Source organism: Malaciobacter halophilus, from assembly GCF_002837275.1.
Classification (GTDB): Bacteria; Campylobacterota; Campylobacteria; order Campylobacterales; family Arcobacteraceae; genus Malaciobacter; species Malaciobacter halophilus.
This window is the reverse complement of the sequence record NZ_NXIF01000039.1, coordinates 21959-40011: the sequence shown is the minus strand read 5'-3', so window position 1 is coordinate 40011 and position 18053 is coordinate 21959. Positions and strand designations below refer to the sequence as shown.

At 26.0% G+C, this 18053-nt stretch carries 21 protein-coding genes, 3 tRNA genes and 1 pseudogene; 12 read left to right on the top strand and 13 right to left on the bottom strand.

Annotated elements, in window-relative coordinates; translation table 11 throughout:
* Positions 1 to 309 (bottom strand): EAL domain-containing protein (locus CP960_RS10505; protein ID WP_119184490.1); only part of this gene is annotated, 309 nt, incomplete at its 3' end.
* A gap of 165 nt (positions 310 to 474) precedes the next feature.
* Here CP960_RS10505 and CP960_RS10500 point away from each other — a divergent pair.
* The 3 genes from CP960_RS10500 to CP960_RS10490 are packed head-to-tail and all read left to right on the top strand — an operon-like array spanning position 475 to position 2119.
* A complete protein-coding gene (locus CP960_RS10500) occupies positions 475 to 906 on the top strand; it encodes a disulfide oxidoreductase (protein WP_228152061.1) in 432 nt (143 codons plus the stop codon).
* On the top strand, positions 896 to 1540 hold the full coding sequence (locus CP960_RS10495) for a DsbA family protein (RefSeq protein WP_101185404.1): 645 nt from the start codon (positions 896 to 898) through the stop codon (positions 1538 to 1540). Before CP960_RS10500 ends, CP960_RS10495 begins: the two co-directional genes overlap by 11 nt.
* A gap of 9 nt (positions 1541 to 1549) precedes the next feature.
* Positions 1550 to 2119: a TlpA family protein disulfide reductase gene (locus tag CP960_RS10490; protein ID WP_101185402.1), complete on the top strand. Its 570-nt coding sequence runs from the start codon at positions 1550 to 1552 to the stop codon at positions 2117 to 2119.
* Positions 2120 to 2134: 15 nt separating this feature from the next.
* Here CP960_RS10490 and CP960_RS10485 read toward each other — a convergent pair whose 3' ends face one another.
* Positions 2135 to 3010 carry an AraC family transcriptional regulator gene (locus CP960_RS10485; RefSeq protein WP_101185400.1) on the bottom strand — a complete coding sequence of 292 codons (876 nt, stop codon included), beginning with the start codon at positions 3008 to 3010 and terminating at the stop codon, positions 2135 to 2137.
* 146 nt (positions 3011 to 3156) lie between these two features.
* On the opposite strand from CP960_RS10485, the gene CP960_RS10480 reads away from it, so the two are divergent.
* Together CP960_RS10480 and CP960_RS10475 are read left to right on the top strand one after the other, a co-directional pair.
* Positions 3157 to 4608, top strand: coding sequence for an acetyl-CoA carboxylase biotin carboxylase subunit (locus CP960_RS10480; RefSeq protein WP_101185398.1), 1452 nt, complete (start codon positions 3157 to 3159; stop codon positions 4606 to 4608).
* A 10-nt stretch (positions 4609 to 4618) separates the two neighbouring features.
* Entirely contained in the window at positions 4619 to 5266 is a 648-nt protein-coding gene (locus tag CP960_RS10475) for a carbonic anhydrase (RefSeq protein WP_101185397.1), read from the top strand.
* A gap of 7 nt (positions 5267 to 5273) precedes the next feature.
* On the opposite strand, the gene rraA is transcribed toward CP960_RS10475, so the two are convergent.
* Together rraA and CP960_RS10465 are read right to left on the bottom strand one after the other, a co-directional pair.
* Complete coding sequence (gene rraA / locus CP960_RS10470) at positions 5274 to 5759, bottom strand: ribonuclease E activity regulator RraA (protein ID WP_101185395.1); 486 nt, start codon at positions 5757 to 5759, stop codon at positions 5274 to 5276.
* Positions 5760 to 5884: 125 nt separating this feature from the next.
* Positions 5885 to 6531 (bottom strand): annotated as a pseudogene (locus CP960_RS10465) (endonuclease).
* 227 nt (positions 6532 to 6758) lie between these two features.
* On the opposite strand from CP960_RS10465, the gene CP960_RS10460 reads away from it, so the two are divergent.
* From CP960_RS10460 to CP960_RS10450, 3 genes are all read left to right on the top strand, one after another.
* A complete protein-coding gene (locus tag CP960_RS10460; RefSeq protein ID WP_101185393.1) occupies positions 6759 to 7064 on the top strand; it encodes a hypothetical protein in 306 nt (101 codons plus the stop codon).
* Positions 7065 to 7143: 79 nt separating this feature from the next.
* Complete coding sequence (locus tag CP960_RS10455; RefSeq protein ID WP_101185392.1) at positions 7144 to 7497, top strand: hypothetical protein; 354 nt, start codon at positions 7144 to 7146, stop codon at positions 7495 to 7497.
* 185 nt (positions 7498 to 7682) lie between these two features.
* Positions 7683 to 8435, top strand: coding sequence for a carbonic anhydrase (locus tag CP960_RS10450; RefSeq protein ID WP_101185390.1), 753 nt, complete (start codon positions 7683 to 7685; stop codon positions 8433 to 8435).
* 16 nt (positions 8436 to 8451) lie between these two features.
* Here the strand turns inward: CP960_RS10450 and CP960_RS10445 are convergent, their stop codons facing one another.
* The 3 genes from CP960_RS10445 to CP960_RS10435 form a co-directional block, all read right to left on the bottom strand.
* The gene (locus CP960_RS10445; RefSeq protein WP_101185388.1) at positions 8452 to 9225 is read right to left on the bottom strand and encodes a hypothetical protein; all 774 of its coding nucleotides are present in this window, start codon (positions 9223 to 9225) and stop codon (positions 8452 to 8454) included.
* Between the two features lie 112 nt (positions 9226 to 9337).
* On the bottom strand, positions 9338 to 9856 hold the full coding sequence (locus CP960_RS10440; protein WP_101185387.1) for a GNAT family N-acetyltransferase: 519 nt from the start codon (positions 9854 to 9856) through the stop codon (positions 9338 to 9340).
* A 35-nt stretch (positions 9857 to 9891) separates the two neighbouring features.
* Positions 9892 to 10395 (bottom strand): NADPH-dependent FMN reductase, encoded by a 504-nt coding sequence (locus tag CP960_RS10435; protein ID WP_101185386.1) that lies wholly within the window; start codon positions 10393 to 10395, stop codon positions 9892 to 9894.
* 113 nt (positions 10396 to 10508) lie between these two features.
* Between CP960_RS10435 and CP960_RS10430 the strand changes: the two genes are divergently transcribed.
* Positions 10509 to 10847, top strand: a complete 339-nt coding sequence (locus CP960_RS10430; RefSeq protein WP_101185385.1) for a cupin domain-containing protein — start codon at positions 10509 to 10511, stop codon at positions 10845 to 10847.
* Here CP960_RS10430 and CP960_RS10425 read toward each other — a convergent pair.
* A complete protein-coding gene (locus tag CP960_RS10425) occupies positions 10836 to 11795 on the bottom strand; it encodes an AraC family transcriptional regulator (protein ID WP_101185384.1) in 960 nt (319 codons plus the stop codon). The two genes, CP960_RS10430 and CP960_RS10425, sit on opposite strands and share 12 nt — an antisense overlap.
* A 78-nt stretch (positions 11796 to 11873) precedes the next feature.
* Between CP960_RS10425 and CP960_RS10420 the strand changes: the two genes are divergently transcribed.
* Positions 11874 to 12320 carry a hypothetical protein gene (locus CP960_RS10420; protein WP_101185383.1) on the top strand — a complete coding sequence of 149 codons (447 nt, stop codon included), beginning with the start codon at positions 11874 to 11876 and terminating at the stop codon, positions 12318 to 12320.
* A 9-nt stretch (positions 12321 to 12329) separates the two neighbouring features.
* Here CP960_RS10420 and CP960_RS10415 read toward each other — a convergent pair.
* From CP960_RS10415 to CP960_RS10395, 5 genes are all read right to left on the bottom strand, one after another.
* Positions 12330 to 12416: transfer RNA gene (locus tag CP960_RS10415), tRNA-Leu, on the bottom strand.
* 22 nt (positions 12417 to 12438) lie between these two features.
* Positions 12439 to 12514 (bottom strand) — tRNA-Phe (locus CP960_RS10410).
* 15 nt (positions 12515 to 12529) lie between these two features.
* Positions 12530 to 12614, bottom strand: a tRNA-Tyr gene (locus tag CP960_RS10405).
* A gap of 107 nt (positions 12615 to 12721) precedes the next feature.
* Positions 12722 to 14347 carry a UvrD-helicase domain-containing protein gene (locus CP960_RS10400; protein WP_101185382.1) on the bottom strand — a complete coding sequence of 542 codons (1626 nt, stop codon included), beginning with the start codon at positions 14345 to 14347 and terminating at the stop codon, positions 12722 to 12724.
* Positions 14348 to 14359: 12 nt separating this feature from the next.
* Positions 14360 to 15115, bottom strand: coding sequence for a hypothetical protein (locus CP960_RS10395; RefSeq protein WP_101185381.1), 756 nt, complete (start codon positions 15113 to 15115; stop codon positions 14360 to 14362).
* 231 nt (positions 15116 to 15346) lie between these two features.
* On the opposite strand from CP960_RS10395, the gene CP960_RS10390 reads away from it, so the two are divergent.
* Complete coding sequence (locus CP960_RS10390) at positions 15347 to 16405, top strand: FIST C-terminal domain-containing protein (RefSeq protein ID WP_101185380.1); 1059 nt, start codon at positions 15347 to 15349, stop codon at positions 16403 to 16405.
* A complete protein-coding gene (locus CP960_RS10385; RefSeq protein ID WP_101185379.1) occupies positions 16399 to 18045 on the top strand; it encodes a sensor histidine kinase in 1647 nt (548 codons plus the stop codon). Before CP960_RS10390 ends, CP960_RS10385 begins: the two co-directional genes overlap by 7 nt.
* Positions 18046 to 18053: the final 8 nt, after the last annotated feature.

Below are 18053 nucleotides of genomic sequence, written 5' to 3'. Positions count from 1 at the left end.
TAAAAACTGAAGGTTAAAGTCTTGATTTTTTGATTTTTCTATTACTGAAGATTCAAAATTTAGAAAAAGTAATAAATTATTGTTTTGCTCATAATAGATTTTAAATTTTTCAATTGCCTTAGTCCTAATATAATTGTCTAATTTATCAACAATATTTTTTTCTTTTGCTTCGCTAAATAAAATATTAGGAGTTATAACAGAGTTGTTTTTATCAAAACCTCTAACCAAAGCTTCAACAGCAAAAATTTTTTTATCTTTTATGGAAATTATAGGTTGGAAATAGACTTCAATTCTTTTGTTTAAAAACATATTTTTCCTTTTTAGATGTAAAAATATTATAACAAAGAATAAATAGTATATAAACATAACAGCTGTTTATTTTTTATATAATTTATAAAAATAATTTTTTAGATATAATACACATAAACTACACGGAAGTTTAGTTAAAATCTTACAAAAAATTAGGATATTAAAGTGAATAGTAAAATCAGTTCTACGATTGTTTTCTTGTGTTTCCTAGTGGCTTTAATAGCAACTTTAGGAAGTCTTTTTTTTAGTGAAGTTATGCAGTTTATTCCTTGCTCAATGTGTTGGTATCAAAGAATATTTATGTATCCTTTAGTAATTATATTTTTAGTGGCACTTCTATATCCAGATGATAAACTATTTAAATACTCAATTGGTTTAGTTATAGTAGGTTGGATAATAGCTTTTTATCACAATCTATTGATGTTTGGAATAATTCCAGAAAGTGTAGTTCCTTGTGTTCAAGGTGTACCTTGTAGTACAGAGTATATTAATTGGTTTGGTTTTATTACAATACCTCTTTTATCTCTATTTGCTTATAGTACAATCTTAATTTTGTTATACTTAGGCAAAAAAGGTTTATGTAAAGATGAAAAATAAAAAATTAGTACTCTTTTCTATTGTAATAGTTGTAGTTGCTTTTTTTACAGCATCATATTTTTATAAAACAAATCAAGAAAATAGTTTAAAAAGTTTTAAAAATATGAATAAAGCACCATTTGTAAGGGAAAATTCTGTAACATTTGGTGAAAATAAATCAAATGTTGTAATTGTAGAGTTTATGGACCCTGAGTGTATCTCTTGCAAGCTATTTCATCCAGTTGTTAATGATATTTTAAAACAGTATTACAAAGATGTAAAATTAGTTGTAAGATATTTAGCAAGTCATGATAACTCAGAGTATATTATTAAGATACTAGAAGCTTCAAGAGCACAAGATAAATATAAACAAACTTTAGACGTAATATTTAAATATCAAGAAAAGTGGTCAAATCAAGCTGATCCTCAGCCAGAGTTAGTTTGGCAATATTTACCTCAAGCAGGACTTGATATGGAAAAACTAAAAAAAGATTTTTTAGCTATTGATATTAGTCAAATATTAAAGCAAGATTACGAGGATGCAACTACTTTAAATGTAAGAGGAACACCAAGCTTTTTTGTAAATGGTAAAGAGTTAGAGACTTTAAGCTATAAAGCTTTTTTTGATTTAGTAGAAAAAGAAATATTTGAATAAGGGAAAAAGATGAAAAAAATCTATCTATTTTTTATGATTGTATTGGCTTTAATTTTCACAGGTTGCCAAGAAGAAGATGAGGCACAAGCAGTTGTTATTAAAGACTCAAAGAGCTTTAAAGAGTTAAAAAAACAGGGTAATAAGACATATAGTTTAGAAACAGCAACAGGTGAAACAATCAAATTAACTGTTGAAAACGATACTTTAACATCAAAAGATTTAGAAAATAAAGTTGTATTAATTAATTTTTGGGCTACTTGGTGTCCTCCTTGTAAAGAAGAGATTCCTATGTTTAATAGAGTATATGAAAAATATAAAGATGACTTTATAATAATAGGTGTTTTATATGAAAAAAATAAAGATATGAAAGCTTTAGCTGAATTTCTTAGACAATATAATATGAAATTTCCTGTTACTATTAATGAACAAGAGAATTTTAGAATGGCAAAAAACTTTGATGATGTAAAAAGAGTTCCAGAATCATTTTTATATGGAAAAGATGGAAAGTTTTTAGAAAAGTATGTTGGCTTAGTTGATGAACAAAGTCTTATAACTCATATAAAAGATAGTTTAAAATAGAACTTAGGTTCTATTTTAAAATTTGATAGATACATAAAAACTAATATTAAATCTATTATCTTTACTTAAAAAGTTGTTTTTATTATATATTGCATAAGATGGTTTTGTAGTAGTTTCATATTCACTATTTACAAGCCACTCATGATAAACCCAGTGAATAAATTTTAACATATCTCCATGTTCACCTTCAAGATTAAATTTTGCATAAACACCATCTGAGATATTAAATTTTGGTAATCTATCGCTATTTACATCACTTCTGTTTTCAGGAACTATGCAAGCAATATATTGGCATTCATTTAAAGGAGTGATTGTTGGATTATCATGAAGTAGAGCAATTTGTTTATAGTTTTTTAAATTGTTATTTAAAATAAGAGTTTGTAATTTTTGCCATGTCTCTTTTACATTCTTGTTATACCCTTTATTTCTAATATAAAAACTCTCCATAATTGGCATTTTTACAATTTCAAAAGTTAATTCTTTAAAGTCAGCATTTGATTTTAAGGCACTTTTTGATTGCTGTAATATTCTATTTGAGTACTCTTTATATCCATAGTTTCTCCATTGTTTAGGAGACATTTCAAATCTTTGTTTAAAAGCTTTTATAAAAGATGATTGAGAACTATATCCACACAAATTTGCAATATTTGAGATTGTTGAGTATTTATTAGTAAGAAGAAGATTTGCAGCTTTTTGAAGTCTTATTGATTTTATACTTTCATATATGTTTTTACCAAAGGCTTCTTTAAAAACTCTATGCATATGAAATTTACTTATTTGTAAATCATAACTTAGCTCTTCAATATCAATATGCGTATCAATATGTGTATAAATATAATACATTATATTGTTTGCTATTTTTACTCTTTTTTTTAAAGTATCTTTTTTCATAAATATATTTTAGCAAAAATAAAATATATTCTAAGCACATATAAACATTATAATTAGCAAAAATAGACAATAAAACTAGCAAAAAAGAGGAAGAAAAAAATTTTTTATAACTTTAAAATAAAAATAAATTTTTTATAGGAAAAATCGTGGAAAAAATATCAAAAGTTTTAATAGCAAATAGAGGAGAAATAGCACTAAGAATAATTAGAGCTTGTAAAGAGTTAGATATTACAAGTGTAGCTATATTTTCTGAAGTAGATGTAGAGGGTGTATGGGTAAGAAAAGCAGATGAATGCTATCCAATTATGGGTGATGCGATGAAAGCATATTTAGATTATGAGGTAATCATATCTTTAGCAAAAAAAGCTAATTGTGATGCAATTCATCCAGGGTATGGATTTTTAAGTGAAAATGCACAGTTTGCACAAGCATGTGAGGATAATGGAATAATTTTTATTGGGCCAAAACCAGAACATATTGCACTTTTTGGTGATAAAATGGCATCAAAAATAGCCATGAAAGAAGTTGGAGTTCCTGTTTTAGAAGGAACTGATGAACCAATTAATGATGTGAAAGAAGCAGAAAATATTGCACAAAATATAGGTTTCCCTGTGATAATAAAAGCTGCCTTTGGTGGTGGGGGAAGAGGAATGAGAATTGTTAGAAATAAAAAAGATTTTAAACAAATGTTTGAAAGTGCTACAAGTGAAGCAATAAAGTTTTTTGGAAGAGGAGAAGTTTTTATTGAGAAGTTTGTAGAAAATCCAAGACATATAGAAGTTCAAATTATTGCAGATAAATATGGAAATGTACTTCATTTAGGTGAAAGGGATTGTTCTATTCAAAGAAGGCATCAAAAAGTTATTGAAATAGCACCATCTCCAAGACTTACAAATGAAGCTAGAAAAGAGCTTTATAGAATAGCTACAAAGGCTATGTTTAAACTTGGCTATGAAAGTGTAGGAACAGTTGAGTTTTTATTAGATAGTCAAGATAATATTTACTTTATTGAGATGAATACAAGAGTTCAAGTTGAACATCCAGTAACAGAGATAATCTCAGGAGTTGATATAATACAAAGAATGATTCAAATAGCAGAAGGTGATAAGTTACAAATGCTTCAAGAAGACGTTAAGTTTAGAGGTTATGCTATTGAATTTAGAATAAATGCAGAAAATCCTCAAAAAAACTTTATTCCTTCTGTTGGTACAATAACTAAATACTTAACACCAGGAGGACCAGGGGTTAGACTTGATACTTCTATTTATTCAGGATACAAAGTTCTTGCAAACTATGACTCAATGGTAGGCAAACTAATTGTTTGGTCTTTAGATTGGCAAGGAGCAGTTAAAAAAGCAAAAAGAGCTTTAGATGAGTTTTATATTGAAGGTTTTCCAACAAATATCTCATTACATAGAGAGATTGTAAGAGATAATGATTTTAAAGAAGGAAAGTTTAATACAAACTATTTAGATGAAAAATTAGAAACTTTTACTTTAAGTGGAGAACAACATATAAAAGAAGAAGAGGAAAAAGTTGCTAAAATTATATCATTTATAGCAAAAATAAAACAAAAAAATCTAAAAGTAAAACATTAAGGAGTTGATTATGGGATATGAGCAGTTAGTACAAGGTAATTTAACGTTTAAAAGTTCAAGGTTTAATGATTATAAAGATGATTTTAACTCTTTAGTTGAAAAAGGACAAAGTCCTGAAGTTTTATTTATTGGTTGTAGTGATAGTAGAGTTGTTCCTGATTTAATAATGGATTCAAACCCTGGTGATATGTTTATTTTAAGAAATGTGGGTAATTTTGTTCCTCCTTTTGAAGCAGATAATGAGTTTCATGGAAGTTCTGCTGCAATTGAGTTTGCTGTTAGTGTATTAAATGTAAAACATATAATTGTTTGTGGTCATTCTCATTGTGGAGCTTGTAGAGCTTTATATAAAGAGATTGATGATGAAGAGATTGGATTAATTCATGTAAAAAAATGGTTACAATTAGGTAAAAAAGCAAAAAATTATGTATTAAATAACTATTTAGATTTACCTGCTGAAGAGATATATAAAAAAACAGAAAAAAGCTCAATTGTGTATCAATTGAAAAATCTATTAACATACCCAGAAATAAAAAGAAAAGTAGAAGATAAAAGTTTACAAATTCATGGATGGTATTATAAGATTGAAGATGGTTCAATCTCATACTATAATAACAAAACTGAAAAGTTTGAACAATTAAAAGACTCTTTAAAATAAGAGTCTTTTATACAAGTTTATTTTTAGTGATAATTACTCCATCACAATCAGCATAAATATAATCACCACTTTTTATATTTACCCCTTCAAAATTAAGTTCAATATCTCTTGAACCTTCAGTTTTATCGAAGTTTCTTTGTGGACAAGTACCTATTGCAAGTAGTCCAACATCAATATTTTTTGTTTCGTTTGTATCTCTTACGTAGCCATTAATAATAATAGCTTCATAGTTGTTTTTTTTAGCAAATGCCATTAATCTATCTCCAACTATACCGTAAAACTCTTGATTTACATCTACAACAACTACTTTTCCATCTCCTCTTTCATCTCTTAACATAGAAAGTAGTAGCCAATTACTTTTATCTAGTTTGACAGTGATTACTTCACCTTCAAATAGAGTTTTTTTTCCATAATTTTTAAATTTTGGTGATAATACTTGAATTTTGTGTTTATCCTTAAAATCATCACATATATCTGCAGTACTAAAAGACATAATACTCCTTTTTTAATTGTCTAGCATTAAAGATTATAATATAATAGTATGTATATATAGTGTTGAATTTAGTAAAATATAGGATAAATTTTAAGCTTAGTTTTATTTATTAAAACTAATTAAAGTTACTTTATAAAAGGGTTTTTATTTCCTTGATATTTATAAATTAAGTTATTTTTCTCTCTTTCCCAATTGTCAACAGGATCATTTTTATCCCATATTGTTAATAATCTTTTTTGTTGTTTAGATATTTTCATACCGTATGTTTTTTCAAAGTAGAAGTATGTTCTTGCAATATCTCCTTTTATATCATCTGCTGGCTCTACCCATCTTCTTTTAAAATCAACTTCAAAATCAATATTTTTTCCATAATATCTTTTTTCTCCTGGAATTTGCATATATTTAAAGTTTGACCTATGGCATTTAACTCTCCTATTGCAGGTACTAAGTTATGCATATCTGCTTGCATAAGTTTAAATTTTTGATTTACTTTACTACAACATCTTCTTCCTTTGTAGCTTTTGTTGTTTTTTTTGATACATTGCTCATCTCCTAAAGACCAACACTTAAATCCTCTTCCAAAGTTCTCAGCAGGAATTACATGCTCCCATTCAATTCTTCTTGCTCTTTTATTTATTTTTCCACTTTTTGTATATTCATTTCTTGGTTTATAACCACAAGAGTTTCTATTTATCATATTATTTTTGTCTTTATAGTTATATTTACATTTTGCATAAAAAGTAATTTGATGACTTTTATATACTTTTTTCATATACCTTTTTGCAGTGCTAAATGAGTCTATTTTGTTATTTGCACTTAGTGTTAAAAATGTTAAGATTGTTATTAATAGAATTTTTTTCACTTTACTTCTTTTGATTATTTTTGCGAAGTATATCTAAAATAACTTAATAATAATTTTTTAATGTAGAATAAAAATATAAAGTTTATAAAAAAAATATATAAATCGTGTTAAGATTTTATAAATATAAAGGATTTTTTATGCAAGTACTTGATTTAGTTTTAATATCTTTAATTCTTTTGGCTATTTACATAATATTAAGAAAAACGGTTTTAAAAAGAAAAATCATAAATGATGAGGTTTCAAAAAAAGAAGATATTATAAAAGAGTATGAGAATCAAATGACTAGAATACTTTATAAATATAAAGATGATGAAGAGCAGTTAATAAAAAATAAAAAACAGTTTTTATTAAAGGTTAATAAAGAGTTAGCAATGAATATATTTTTTGATGAAAATGAAACACAGCAGATTATTCAAAAACTGGTAAATATGAAACTTAACTAAAAAAACTATGTATAAAAGTTAGTTTGAAACTTAGTTTCTGTGTTATAATTTATGTATAAATCCATAAAAGGAGAGGGCTATGAAATTAAGAGGAATAACAATAGACTTTGATGATAGGCGTACATGTGGATTACTTCCTGATTTGTGTTTAGAGTGGGATGAAAAGTATGATGAACTTGAAGATAATCAAAAACTTATTGATTATTGGGAAAATAATATAAAAAAAGTTGTTTCAAAAACAAAAAATATCGTAAGTGGTAATATAGGCTCAAAAGCAATAGTATATTCAGCTAATGAAGAAGCAATTGCTATTATAAAAGATATATTTAGTGATTTAAGTTTATCAGAAATTGAGTATGAAGATATTACTAAATGCGAAAGATGCTTACAGTACGATTACTTAGACGAAAACTTTGTTCCACCTTCAAAATAGCTACATAAAAAATATAAAATAGACCTTTTAAGGTTTGTTTTATATAAAAACTTAAAATAATAAAATAGTATGTAAGATAGTTACACTAATTTACAAACCAAAATCATAACTTTTTATTAGAAGCAAATTATCAATTTAATATTATATAATGATATTAAATCAATAAAAGAAGAGGGCTTTTTAGTATGCAAAAAACAATGATTTACATTTTAATTGTTGCGGCTATTGCAATAATGCTAAGTGAAGGTGAGCAAAAAAAACATAATGCACAATGGGGATATAAAGGTGATTTAGCACCTGAATATTGGGCAAAACTAGATAAAGAGTATGAGATGTGTGAAAAAGGTAAAAATCAATCACCCATTGATATAGCTGGACAAAAAACTGAAGCATCTTTAGAGTATATTACTTTTTATGATGATGCAAGAGCTACAACTTTTTCAAATAATGGACATACATTAAAAGTTAGCTTTGCAAGGGGTAATATTATAGATTTTCAAGGAAAAGATTACTCTTTAGTACAGATGCATTTTCACACTCCAAGTGAAAATAGAATAGATGGGATTTCTTATGAAATGGAAGCACATTTAGTTCATAAAAATAAAGATGGAGATTTTGCTGTAATTGCAGTGATGTTTGAAGAAGCAGAAGATACAAATATAGTATTAAACAAGCTTTTAAGAAATGTTCCTGAAGAAAAAGGTGAGTCAAATAGTGTAAGAGCAGATGTTTATGGTTATGATATATTACCAGAAGATAAAGAGTATTATACATTTGATGGTTCTTTAACTACTCCACCTTGTACAGAGGGTGTAAAATGGATAGTATTTAAAAATCCAGTAAAAGCTTCTAAAAATCAACTTGAAGATTTTAGAACAATTATGAAAAAGAATAATAGACCTTTACAAGATAGAAATGGAAGGTACATTTTAGAATAGAATAGATTATTCTATTCTATTTTTTATCTAACTGTTCTTGTTTTATCTCTTCATCTAAAACTTCTAAATCCATTACTTTACCATTTGAATCTTTTGTTATTTGATTTTGTGGCTGTTTTTTTGTTTGTGAACTTCCATTTAAAGAAGCAATTAATTTTGATTCTGTTTCTGGCTTTAAATCCCCTTTGGAGATAGTATCTAAGATTTTATTTGCAATTTGAAGTTTAGCTTCATTCTCTTTTGCTCTAAAGTATTTTTCCATATTATCTTCATATGCTTTTAGTTTGTCTTTTCTTCTATTATTTAAGTACACAAAAAATAGAAGACTTAATAGTAAAAGTACTCCTGCTAATAAAATTATAGCATAAGTCTTAATTTGTTTATCTTGCTCTTTTTGCAATGCTTCAAGTTCATACTGAAGTCTTTTTTCTCTATTGGCAGCTTTTATTTTCTCTTTTTCTATTCTTATTTTTTCTTTTGCAATTTCTGATTTAATTTTTTCAATTTCAATATCTTTTTTACTATTTAGTTCAGCTTTTTTCTCTTCTAATTTAATTTCAACTTCTTTTTGCTTTAGTTGCTGATTTTGGTTTAATTCTTTCTCTTTTAAAGCTATTTCTTTCTCTTTTATTGCAAGTTGAGTCTCAATCTCTTTTTGTTTCATTTGTCTTGTTTGATTTAGCTCTTTTTCTTTTAATCTTATCTCTTCTTCAGATGGTCCTAATAGGTCACAGCCTGTGAAAAATAGACTAAATAGTAGAAGTTGTAAAAATATTATTTTTGCTCTCAAAATATTATTCCTTTTTTAGATGGATAAAATATATCATATTTGATGTAATTTTTAAGTAAATTACTTAAGTATATCAGCTATATTTTAATCAATTATAAAAATTGTAACAATATTATGTGGTACAAAAGTTATTTATATAAACTTCTCTTACTCCTCTTCCATCTTTTGTTTTTATATCTTTTAAATATGTTAATCCTAATTTTTTAATTGTATGAATTGAAGCTTGATTTTGTGGTGAAGCTAAGGCAAGAACTCTTGGTGCTTTTATAATATCTTTAATAAATTCAATTTGTGCTTGACCAATTTCAGTAGCGTAACCCTTGCCCCAAGACTCTTTGCAAAGAATAAAGCCAAACTCATAATCTTCTTCTTGTAAGTAGTTGCACTTTAAAACACCACCTAAGCCAATAAGCTTTTGAGTTTTTGTCTGTATAATTGCACTAAGGCCTAGTTGATTATTAAAATTACAATTATTTTTTATAAACTCTTTTGCTTGTTCAAAATTGAGTAACTCTTTTCCAAAAGTGTGTTCTACAACCTCTTTTTGAGAAAATATTTTTTTATAAATATCTTCTATATCATTTTGTTTTAAAGTTCTTAAATATAGTCTGTTTGTAGTTAGTATATTCATAATTTATCCAATATAAGGGAATTTATCCCCTTATATTAAGATAATTTTGCTAATTGTTTAATAATATTTTTTGCAGTCTCTTCGTTTAGTGGTCTATCATATGAAGTTAAAATCTCTCTTGCTAAAATATTTGCTCCTAAATGTTGAAACATTATTCTCATAGCTTGAAGTCCTTTAGCTCCACCTCCACCACTGTGTGTTGCAAGTGCTACTACTTTTTCATTGAAAGCATCTCTCCAGTCTTTTGTACTTCTTGATGTCCATGCCATTGCATTGTTTAAAACAGGAGGCATTACACCATTGTATTCTGGTGCTACAATAATAAATGAATTTAAATCTAAAATTTTATTTGCTAGTTCTAAAGCTTGAGAAGGAAGACCATTTTTTTCTTCTTCTACAGTTGAGTATAAAGGTAAGTTTAAATCTACTAAGTTTATTAATTCAGCTTCATGACCAGCTTCAATAGTTAATTCTTCTAATCTTTTTGCTAGTTTTACATTATTTACTGCACTAGCAACTAAAATACCTATTTTAGCCATTATAAATCTCCTAAAAATATATTGACAAAATTATACTCTTTGAAAATTAAACCTTGATTGCAATCAATAACTAATATCAAAAATAATGTTATAAATAAAAAAAAGGAGCAAATATGAACAAGTATAATATCTTAGAAAAATTAGAGTATAAAGATAAAGTTGCTATTACAGTTATGTTTGAAAGTGAGTTTTCAAAAGAGATAAGAATAGTATTTAAGCAAGACCAAGTTATGAAAGAGCATAAAACTTCATATCCAATTACAGTTGAGATTTTTGAAGGTGAGATTCTTTTTGGTGTAAATGGACAAATTCATACTTTAACAAGAGGTGACATAGTCTCTTTAGAAGCAAATGTTCCACATGATTTAAAAGCAAACAAAAACTCTATTGTAAGACTTAGTTTATCAAAAAAAGATAGTATAAACAGAGTTAAAGGTGTTTTAAAACTTTAAAGATTTATTTTTAAACTCTTCAAAACTTTTATTAAACCATGATTTAAAAGCTTTTAAAAATGAGTTTGTAGTGCTAAAGCCTAAAAGTGTACTCAGTTCATTTGCAGTAAAGTTCTTACTTAAATAGTATTTTACTAATTTAATACGTACTTCTTTTACTATTTTTGTATAAGAACTTTTCTCTTCTTTTAATCTTTTTTGTAATGTTCTTTCATGAATATTTAATCTTTTTGAAAGATTTTGTAAATTAAGTTCATCTAAGGAAATAAGTTTAATTACCTCTTTACTAACTTCTTCTTTAAAATTATTGCTACTTACTAAATCTAACATCTTTTTTGCTTCTTGTTCAAAAAGCATTAAAAGTGTTTCATCATTAAATTTTGTTTTATATTGTAAACACTGTTTTGTAAAAACAATATTAGTATGCTCTTTTTTAAAATTGAGGTTTTTACCAAACTGTTTTTCATACTCTTTTGTGCAAATAGGTGATTTAAAATTAAAATTGCAGTATTCAAACTCTATGTCTTTGTATAAAATATTTTTTAAAAGAGTAATGATTGCAATTGTATGTAGTTTTAATTTCTGTTCAAAATAACTAATGTTTTCATCTATATAAATAGTTAAACTCCTGTTTTTATATCTAATTTCTAAACTATCTCCTAATATTTTATAATAAACACTAAGTTTTTCTAATGCTTCATTTAAATTATTTGAATGGGATATTAAATAACCCAAAATACCAATACTACTTGGAATAACCATATTTGATATATCAAAATAGATTTTATCACTTTTCTCTTTTTGTGATATTTGTTTAATTAGTGTAAAGATTGTATTAGCTTCTATTTTTGTATTTTTAGTAAAAAAAGCATTTGTATCAATTCTTTTTTCAAGTAGTTTTAAAACATCAATAAATTTTTCAACTGTTAAATTTGAATTATTTCGCAATTTGATTACCTTAGGCTTATCTTTTTCCTTTTTGTTTGTTTATAAAAAAGTTAAAATTTTAGTTAAAAAGGAATAAATTTGTATTATACAGTTTTAACTCTTCACTCTTATATTAGATGGTTTTTGCTTCTATTTATAATCTTAGGATTTTGTTTTTGTTTATATAATACTATTTTTTATAAAAAATATAATATTTATAATAAACAAATCACTTATATAACTACATTTTTTGCTCATATACAGTTAAGTTTAGGCTTTGGATTATATCTATTTTCAGATATTGTAAGACAGTTTTATACAAACCCTTTTGAGATGATAAAACTAAGTGAAATAAGATTTTTTGCAGTTGAACATCCATTAACAATAGTTTTTGCAATACTATTATTGTCTTTTTTTAATAGTAAAATAAAAAAAGAGAAATGTAACTATAAGAAAAATAAAATCCTAGTTATTTCAAATGCTGTTGTATTAAGTTTGTTGTGTATTTCTATTCCATGGGGTTTTTCAAGTTATGTTTCAAGATGATTAAAAAAGTGGTGCGAATGGTGAGAATCGAACTCACACTCCGAAACCGGAATGGGATTTTAAGTCCCACGCGTCTACCTATTCCGCCACACTCGCACTTTTTTGTAGGCATAAAAAATGGTGGCGCGGGGCAGAATCGAACTGCCGACACAAGGATTTTCAGTCCTTTGCTCTACCGACTGAGCTACCGAGCCACCTAACTTAAATAGTGGTGGTGAGAGAAGGATTTGAACCTTCGAAGCCATAGGCGGGAGATTTACAGTCTCCTGGATTTGACCACTCTCCAACCTCACCGATTGTTAAGTTTTGTGTCGCTTTTTTGTTAAGCGGGTGGAATTATAATAGGTACTAGATTAAATCAAGCTGAAATTTTTTAAAAGTTATAAAAAAAATAATAAATTTTAAAAATGTTTAATTTTATTTGATTTTAGCCACTCATTTTGAAGTTCTTTAAGTTTTTTCATTGGCACTTTTTTCTTTGCTTGTTTTACTTTATATTTTTGTTTATCATAAGCTGTTTGTTCATCATAACTATAATCTAAATCTAAATCTGCAAGATTTAAAGCATCAATTGCTCTTGTTGCTGCAACATAATAGATATTTAATTCTTCACTTATTCTAAAGTTTGATAAACTATTTTTAGGATTTAAAATATCTTTTTTGTTTATAAAATCATCCTCACACATAATAACTTGTTTATATTGCATACCCTTTGATTTATGAGCAGTTGTAAAAATTATATCAGCTTTTGATTTATCTTGAGTAAGATTGCTTTTGATATTTTTATTTATCTCAAATATTGAATCATTATAGGTATTTATAAATCTAATTACATTTAAATAGTCTTGATTTTTTGTATCTTTTGCATACTCTTCTAGTTCTTCTATACTACTAAAATCTTTTAACTCTTCAATTGATACTTTTTCATACTTTTTTTGTTTTAAATAGTATATTGAATAAACAGTTTGATTCATAAAAGAGTATGAATTATATCCACCTTCAAAGTATATTTTATAATCTTTATTTTTGTTCATATATTTTATAACCTCTTTTGCTAAAGCAAATCCAGTTCTACTTATGATACAAAAAGGCTTATTTTCATCTACAACTTTTTTCCCTACTTTTGAAATCTTATCTTCTAGTCCAAAAATTGACAATGGTTTAGTTTGCACTTTTGTATAAAGTCTATTTAAATCTTTCTCAACTCTTTTTGCTAGTTCATTTGAAAATCTAAAACTTTTGCTTAAAGTAAATGTCGGTAGTTTTAGTTTATCTAAAGCATTTATTGCAAATCTAAATGAGTATATTTGTTGAAAGCTATCTCCTACATAGACTCTTTTGCAGTTTTGTGCTTCTACAATAGAAATCATCACATCTGAAATATCTTGTGCTTCATCTACTAAGATTAAATCATATCCCAAATTTGAAGATAGTTTTTTATTTAGATAAAAAAACTTTAAATAAAAATCATGTGTTGCTTCAATCTTATGTGTTTTCATACTTGTTAAGATATATCTTGTATGATTTAATATATTGCTTACTTTTGTTTTTAAAAGTTTTAGAACTTTAGCATCTAAGTTTGAGTATTTTTTATAACTTTGTAAAAGCTGTTCATCTATTTGTATAAGAGAACTATTACAATAAAAATTTACAATATCTTTTATAAGTGCCAAATAGTTAGGTGTTGGTTCATAAGTGATTTTCTCTTTTTCAAACTCTTTTATACATTTATAAATTGTATCTACTTTTAAATCATAGCTTAACTTATACTTCCAAGCTTGCATTTTATTAAAAGCTAAAGAGTGTATAGTTTTAACATCCATATTAAAAAGTTGCATTTTATGAAGCTTTTGTTCTAAACTTGTTTGTAAGGATTTATTATATGCAAGGTATAAGATTTTTAACTCTTTAAAATTTTTAGCATATTGCAGAAGTGTAGTTGTTTTGCCACTTCCTGCAACAGCATTAATTTTAAAAGAGTGCTCTTTTGAGTTTATAATATCAAGTTGTTCTTTTGTAAAAGTCATCTACTTTTAAAACTACTTATAAGATGTGATTTTTGGTGGAAACTCTTTAAAACTCTCATTTATTGCTTGTGAAATTGAGTTTTTTGTTTTTATATTTTGCATTGGTGTGGCAAATTGAAGTAGTTGTTCAGCACCTTCTAAAGACTTCTCTTCTTTGTAAACAAAAGCTATTTTTTTACCTAGTTGCTTACAGTTTTCATAAATCAATCTTGCATAATCATCTATATAAACAAACTCTTTTGCATTGATTTTTTCTCCCCATGAAAAAAATACAAACTTTCCACTTGGAATTAGATTTTGTGCATCAAGATACATTATATCTCTATCAAACTCTGTATTTTGAGATGAATTATATTTTTCTAAATCTGAATTAAATTTCATTAGAAGCTTTGAAGCATCAATATTTTTTTCATTTAGATTAAATAGATTTCTTACTTGAATTAGTTTTCCTTTGCACTCTTCACAAGTAGCCATAGCATTTTTAAATATTGTCATGTAAGTTTCTATTTTTATTTCAACCATCTCATCATACTGCTTAAAATCTTGTTCTAATAAAAAACTATTTGAATCAAACCCTAAAGGAGTAACTATTGGATTATATAAAAATATCGTACCAATGATATTCTTTTTTCTAAGTTTATTTGTTTTGATTTTATCTTTTAACTCTTTTATTGTTAGTCTATCCTCTTCATCATGACTAATATATAAGTAGCTTTCAGTTAAAAACACCTCTTCATATTTAGTCTGAAATACACCAAAATATTGCATACATTTCCTCTTTGTTAAATTGCTTATAATATTAGCAAAAAAATATGGTTAAAAAGCTTATTGTATCAATTGCTAAAAGTGCTTTATTTTGTATCAATAAATAGTTTTTTTCTAAAAAATTATTATTTAGCTGTTAAAATAGAGCTACTTTTTGATACTATTATAATACTATTACTATGTAAAATAATAATATAAATTAGTTATTACTGTATAAAGTGTAAGGAGTTTACAATGAGTATCAATGTTAAATACTATAAGAGTTTAGATGCTTTTGTAAGAGATTGTAAAGATGATAATAATAGATATTTACTATTAGTAGCTCAAGAGTGTAAGTTTTATATCTCTTTATTAAGAAACTCTAAAATAAAAGCTTATGGAGCTATCTTTCCAGAAATTATTTTTGATAAACAAAGTTATAAAGATGGACTTTTAGCTTGTAAATTAGATGATGAAGATAATGTATTAATCCAAAAAGATATTTCAAATATAACATTTACTCAAAAAGATTTTGAAAATAGTAAATCAATAATTATATTTACAGATGGTTTAAGTAAACATGTAGATGAGTATTTAGACTCTTTATTTGAACTATTACCTCCTGAAATAGATGTTTTAGGAGCAGGTGCAGGAGTTACTCCTTATGCTAGAAAAGAGGTTATTTTCTCTTCAGAAGGGATTTATAAAGATGCATCCTTAGTTGTATCAAAAAAACATAAAATAAAAGTAGGAATAGAACATGGTTGGTCAATTTTAAAAGACCAGCTAGTTGCAACAATGACTGAAGATAATAAAATCATACAAATTGATTACAGTGATGCAATACAGTTGTATAAAAGTGTAATACAAGAAGATATAAAAGAAACAATCCAAGATGTAAATGATTATATAAAATCTTATCCAATAGGTTTAGTAAAGTTTGACAATGAAGTTTTAGTAAAAGAGATTTTAGGTATTTCAAATAATTCATTAGAGCTTTCAAATACAATTTCTCAAAACTCAGTAATTACAATCTTAAAAGGTGAAAAAGATAAACTCCTAAAAGCTTCAAAAGAGGCTACACTAAAAGCAGTTCAAGGTTGTAAAAATGAACAAAGTTCAATTATGATTTTTGAATGTATTACTAGAAAAGAGTTTTTAAAAGATGATTTTGAAGAAGAGTTAGAAGTAATTAAACAAGCAAGTAACAATAGACCAATGATTGGAGTTTTATCTTTAGGAGAGATTGTAAATGAAGGTGATGTAAGTTTAAAACTATTTAATAAAACTTGTGTCGTAGGTGCATTATGCTAGTTGAACAGTTAGCACTTACATACAAATGTCACAGTGCAATAGGGAATAGTTTAGATTTAAAAGAGATGTTAAAAGAGGTATTAAAAACTTTTATTAATGAAACTTTTGCTTTATATGGAACATTTTATTTATATGATGAGGGTAAAAAGAGTTTAAATAAAGTAATTAGCATAGGAAAAATAAAAGAAGACTTTGAAATTGAAGAGTATAAAGATGTATATGATAGTTTTAATATCTTAGATAATAAACACGATAGAACTCAAAGGGTTTTAATTCTTCCTTTAGATAGAGGAATTATGTTTTTTATTTACAGTAAAAAAAATATGAATATGAGTTTTTTAGGTTCAATGTTTCAAGGTTTAGCACATAAATTAAATATAAGTATCGACTCATGTTTAAATGTAAAAATCATGAAAAAAAGAAATGAAAAATTAAAAGCACTTGCAATTGAACTTGAAAGACAAAGAAAAGAGCTAATTGAAGCAAATAAATACAAAAATGACTTTTTAGCAAATATGAGTCATGAGTTAAAAACACCATTAAATTCTATTATTGTAATCTCTTCTGTAATGAAAAAGAACAAAAAAGGTAAATTAGACGAAGAGCAAGTAAAAAATATGAATATTATAAATACTTGTGGAAATGACCTTTTAGTTTTGATAAATGATATTTTGGATATTTCAAAAATTGAAGCAGGAGAAGTGGCTTTAAATCTGAAAAAAGTAGATATTCAAGAGTTGATAGACTCTTTATATGACTCGATGTATCCTTTAGCAAAAGATAAAAACTTAGAGTTTATAAAATCATTTAATATTAAAAACACGGAGATTTTAACAGATGAATCAAGGGCAAAACAGATTGTTAAAAATCTTTTAAGTAATGCTATAAAGTTTACAGAAGAAGGAAGTGTAGAGATAAAAATTGATGAAAATGATGAGTATATATTTATTTCTGTTCTTGATGAAGGAATAGGTATTAGTAAAGATAAATTAAAAAATATTTTTGATAGGTTTAAACAAGCAGATGGAAGTACTACAAGAAAATACGGAGGAACAGGACTTGGACTTGCAATTTCAAAAGAACTATCACAACTTTTAGGAGGAGATATAAAAGTTAGTAGTGAAGTTGGTATAGGAAGTGATTTTCAAGTTGTTTTACCTAAAAAAGTAGTTATAAAAAATGTATCAGATGATAAAGTTGATATTTCAGCTGGTACAAAAAGTATTAAAACTGATGAAATAGTATTTTTTGATACAGAAGATTCAGATAAGATGAATGATGAAACAAAAAGTTTAACAGAGCTTTTAATAATAAATGCTGATCATGCAACAGTTTTTCCTATCTTAGTAGCATTTAAGAAAAAAGGAGTGCATATAGAGCATACTAAATCTGTGGATAATGCAAGAAAAGTTATGGAAAATAGAACTTTTGAGGCAGTTATTTTTGATGTTTTAAATTCACAAGGTGAAGATATAAAATCTTTACAAAAAACTGCAAAAGATAATGATTTAGTTTTAGTAGCAATCAGTGATGAAAAGTTCGAACAAGCAGATATAAATATAAAAAGAAGCGAAGTAAATATTAGTTTGGTTCAAAAAGTTATAAATTTAGTTGAAACAAAAAAAAGAGATAAAAAATAAGGAATAAC

What these genes read in the sequence shown, in the direction of transcription:
- CP960_RS10485 (WP_101185400.1), bottom strand. Translation starts at nt 3,010, where the DNA reads ATGAAAAAAGATACTTTAAAAAAAAGAGTAAAAATAGCAAACAATATA.
- CP960_RS10490 (WP_101185402.1), top strand. Translation starts at nt 1,550, where the DNA reads ATGAAAAAAATCTATCTATTTTTTATGATTGTATTGGCTTTAATTTTC.
- CP960_RS10400 (WP_101185382.1), bottom strand. Translation starts at nt 14,347, where the DNA reads ATGACTTTTACAAAAGAACAACTTGATATTATAAACTCAAAAGAGCAC.
- CP960_RS10395 (WP_101185381.1), bottom strand. Translation starts at nt 15,115, where the DNA reads ATGCAATATTTTGGTGTATTTCAGACTAAATATGAAGAGGTGTTTTTA.
- CP960_RS10475 (WP_101185397.1), top strand. Translation starts at nt 4,619, where the DNA reads ATGGGATATGAGCAGTTAGTACAAGGTAATTTAACGTTTAAAAGTTCA.
- CP960_RS10435 (WP_101185386.1), bottom strand. Translation starts at nt 10,395, where the DNA reads ATGGCTAAAATAGGTATTTTAGTTGCTAGTGCAGTAAATAATGTAAAA.
- CP960_RS10460 (WP_101185393.1), top strand. Translation starts at nt 6,759, where the DNA reads ATGCAAGTACTTGATTTAGTTTTAATATCTTTAATTCTTTTGGCTATT.
- rraA (WP_101185395.1), bottom strand. Translation starts at nt 5,759, where the DNA reads ATGTCTTTTAGTACTGCAGATATATGTGATGATTTTAAGGATAAACAC.
- CP960_RS10455 (WP_101185392.1), top strand. Translation starts at nt 7,144, where the DNA reads ATGAAATTAAGAGGAATAACAATAGACTTTGATGATAGGCGTACATGT.
- CP960_RS10430 (WP_101185385.1), top strand. Translation starts at nt 10,509, where the DNA reads ATGAACAAGTATAATATCTTAGAAAAATTAGAGTATAAAGATAAAGTT.
- CP960_RS10390 (WP_101185380.1), top strand. Translation starts at nt 15,347, where the DNA reads ATGAGTATCAATGTTAAATACTATAAGAGTTTAGATGCTTTTGTAAGA.
- CP960_RS10385 (WP_101185379.1), top strand. Translation starts at nt 16,399, where the DNA reads ATGCTAGTTGAACAGTTAGCACTTACATACAAATGTCACAGTGCAATA.
- CP960_RS10450 (WP_101185390.1), top strand. Translation starts at nt 7,683, where the DNA reads ATGCAAAAAACAATGATTTACATTTTAATTGTTGCGGCTATTGCAATA.
- CP960_RS10440 (WP_101185387.1), bottom strand. Translation starts at nt 9,856, where the DNA reads ATGAATATACTAACTACAAACAGACTATATTTAAGAACTTTAAAACAA.
- CP960_RS10495 (WP_101185404.1), top strand. Translation starts at nt 896, where the DNA reads ATGAAAAATAAAAAATTAGTACTCTTTTCTATTGTAATAGTTGTAGTT.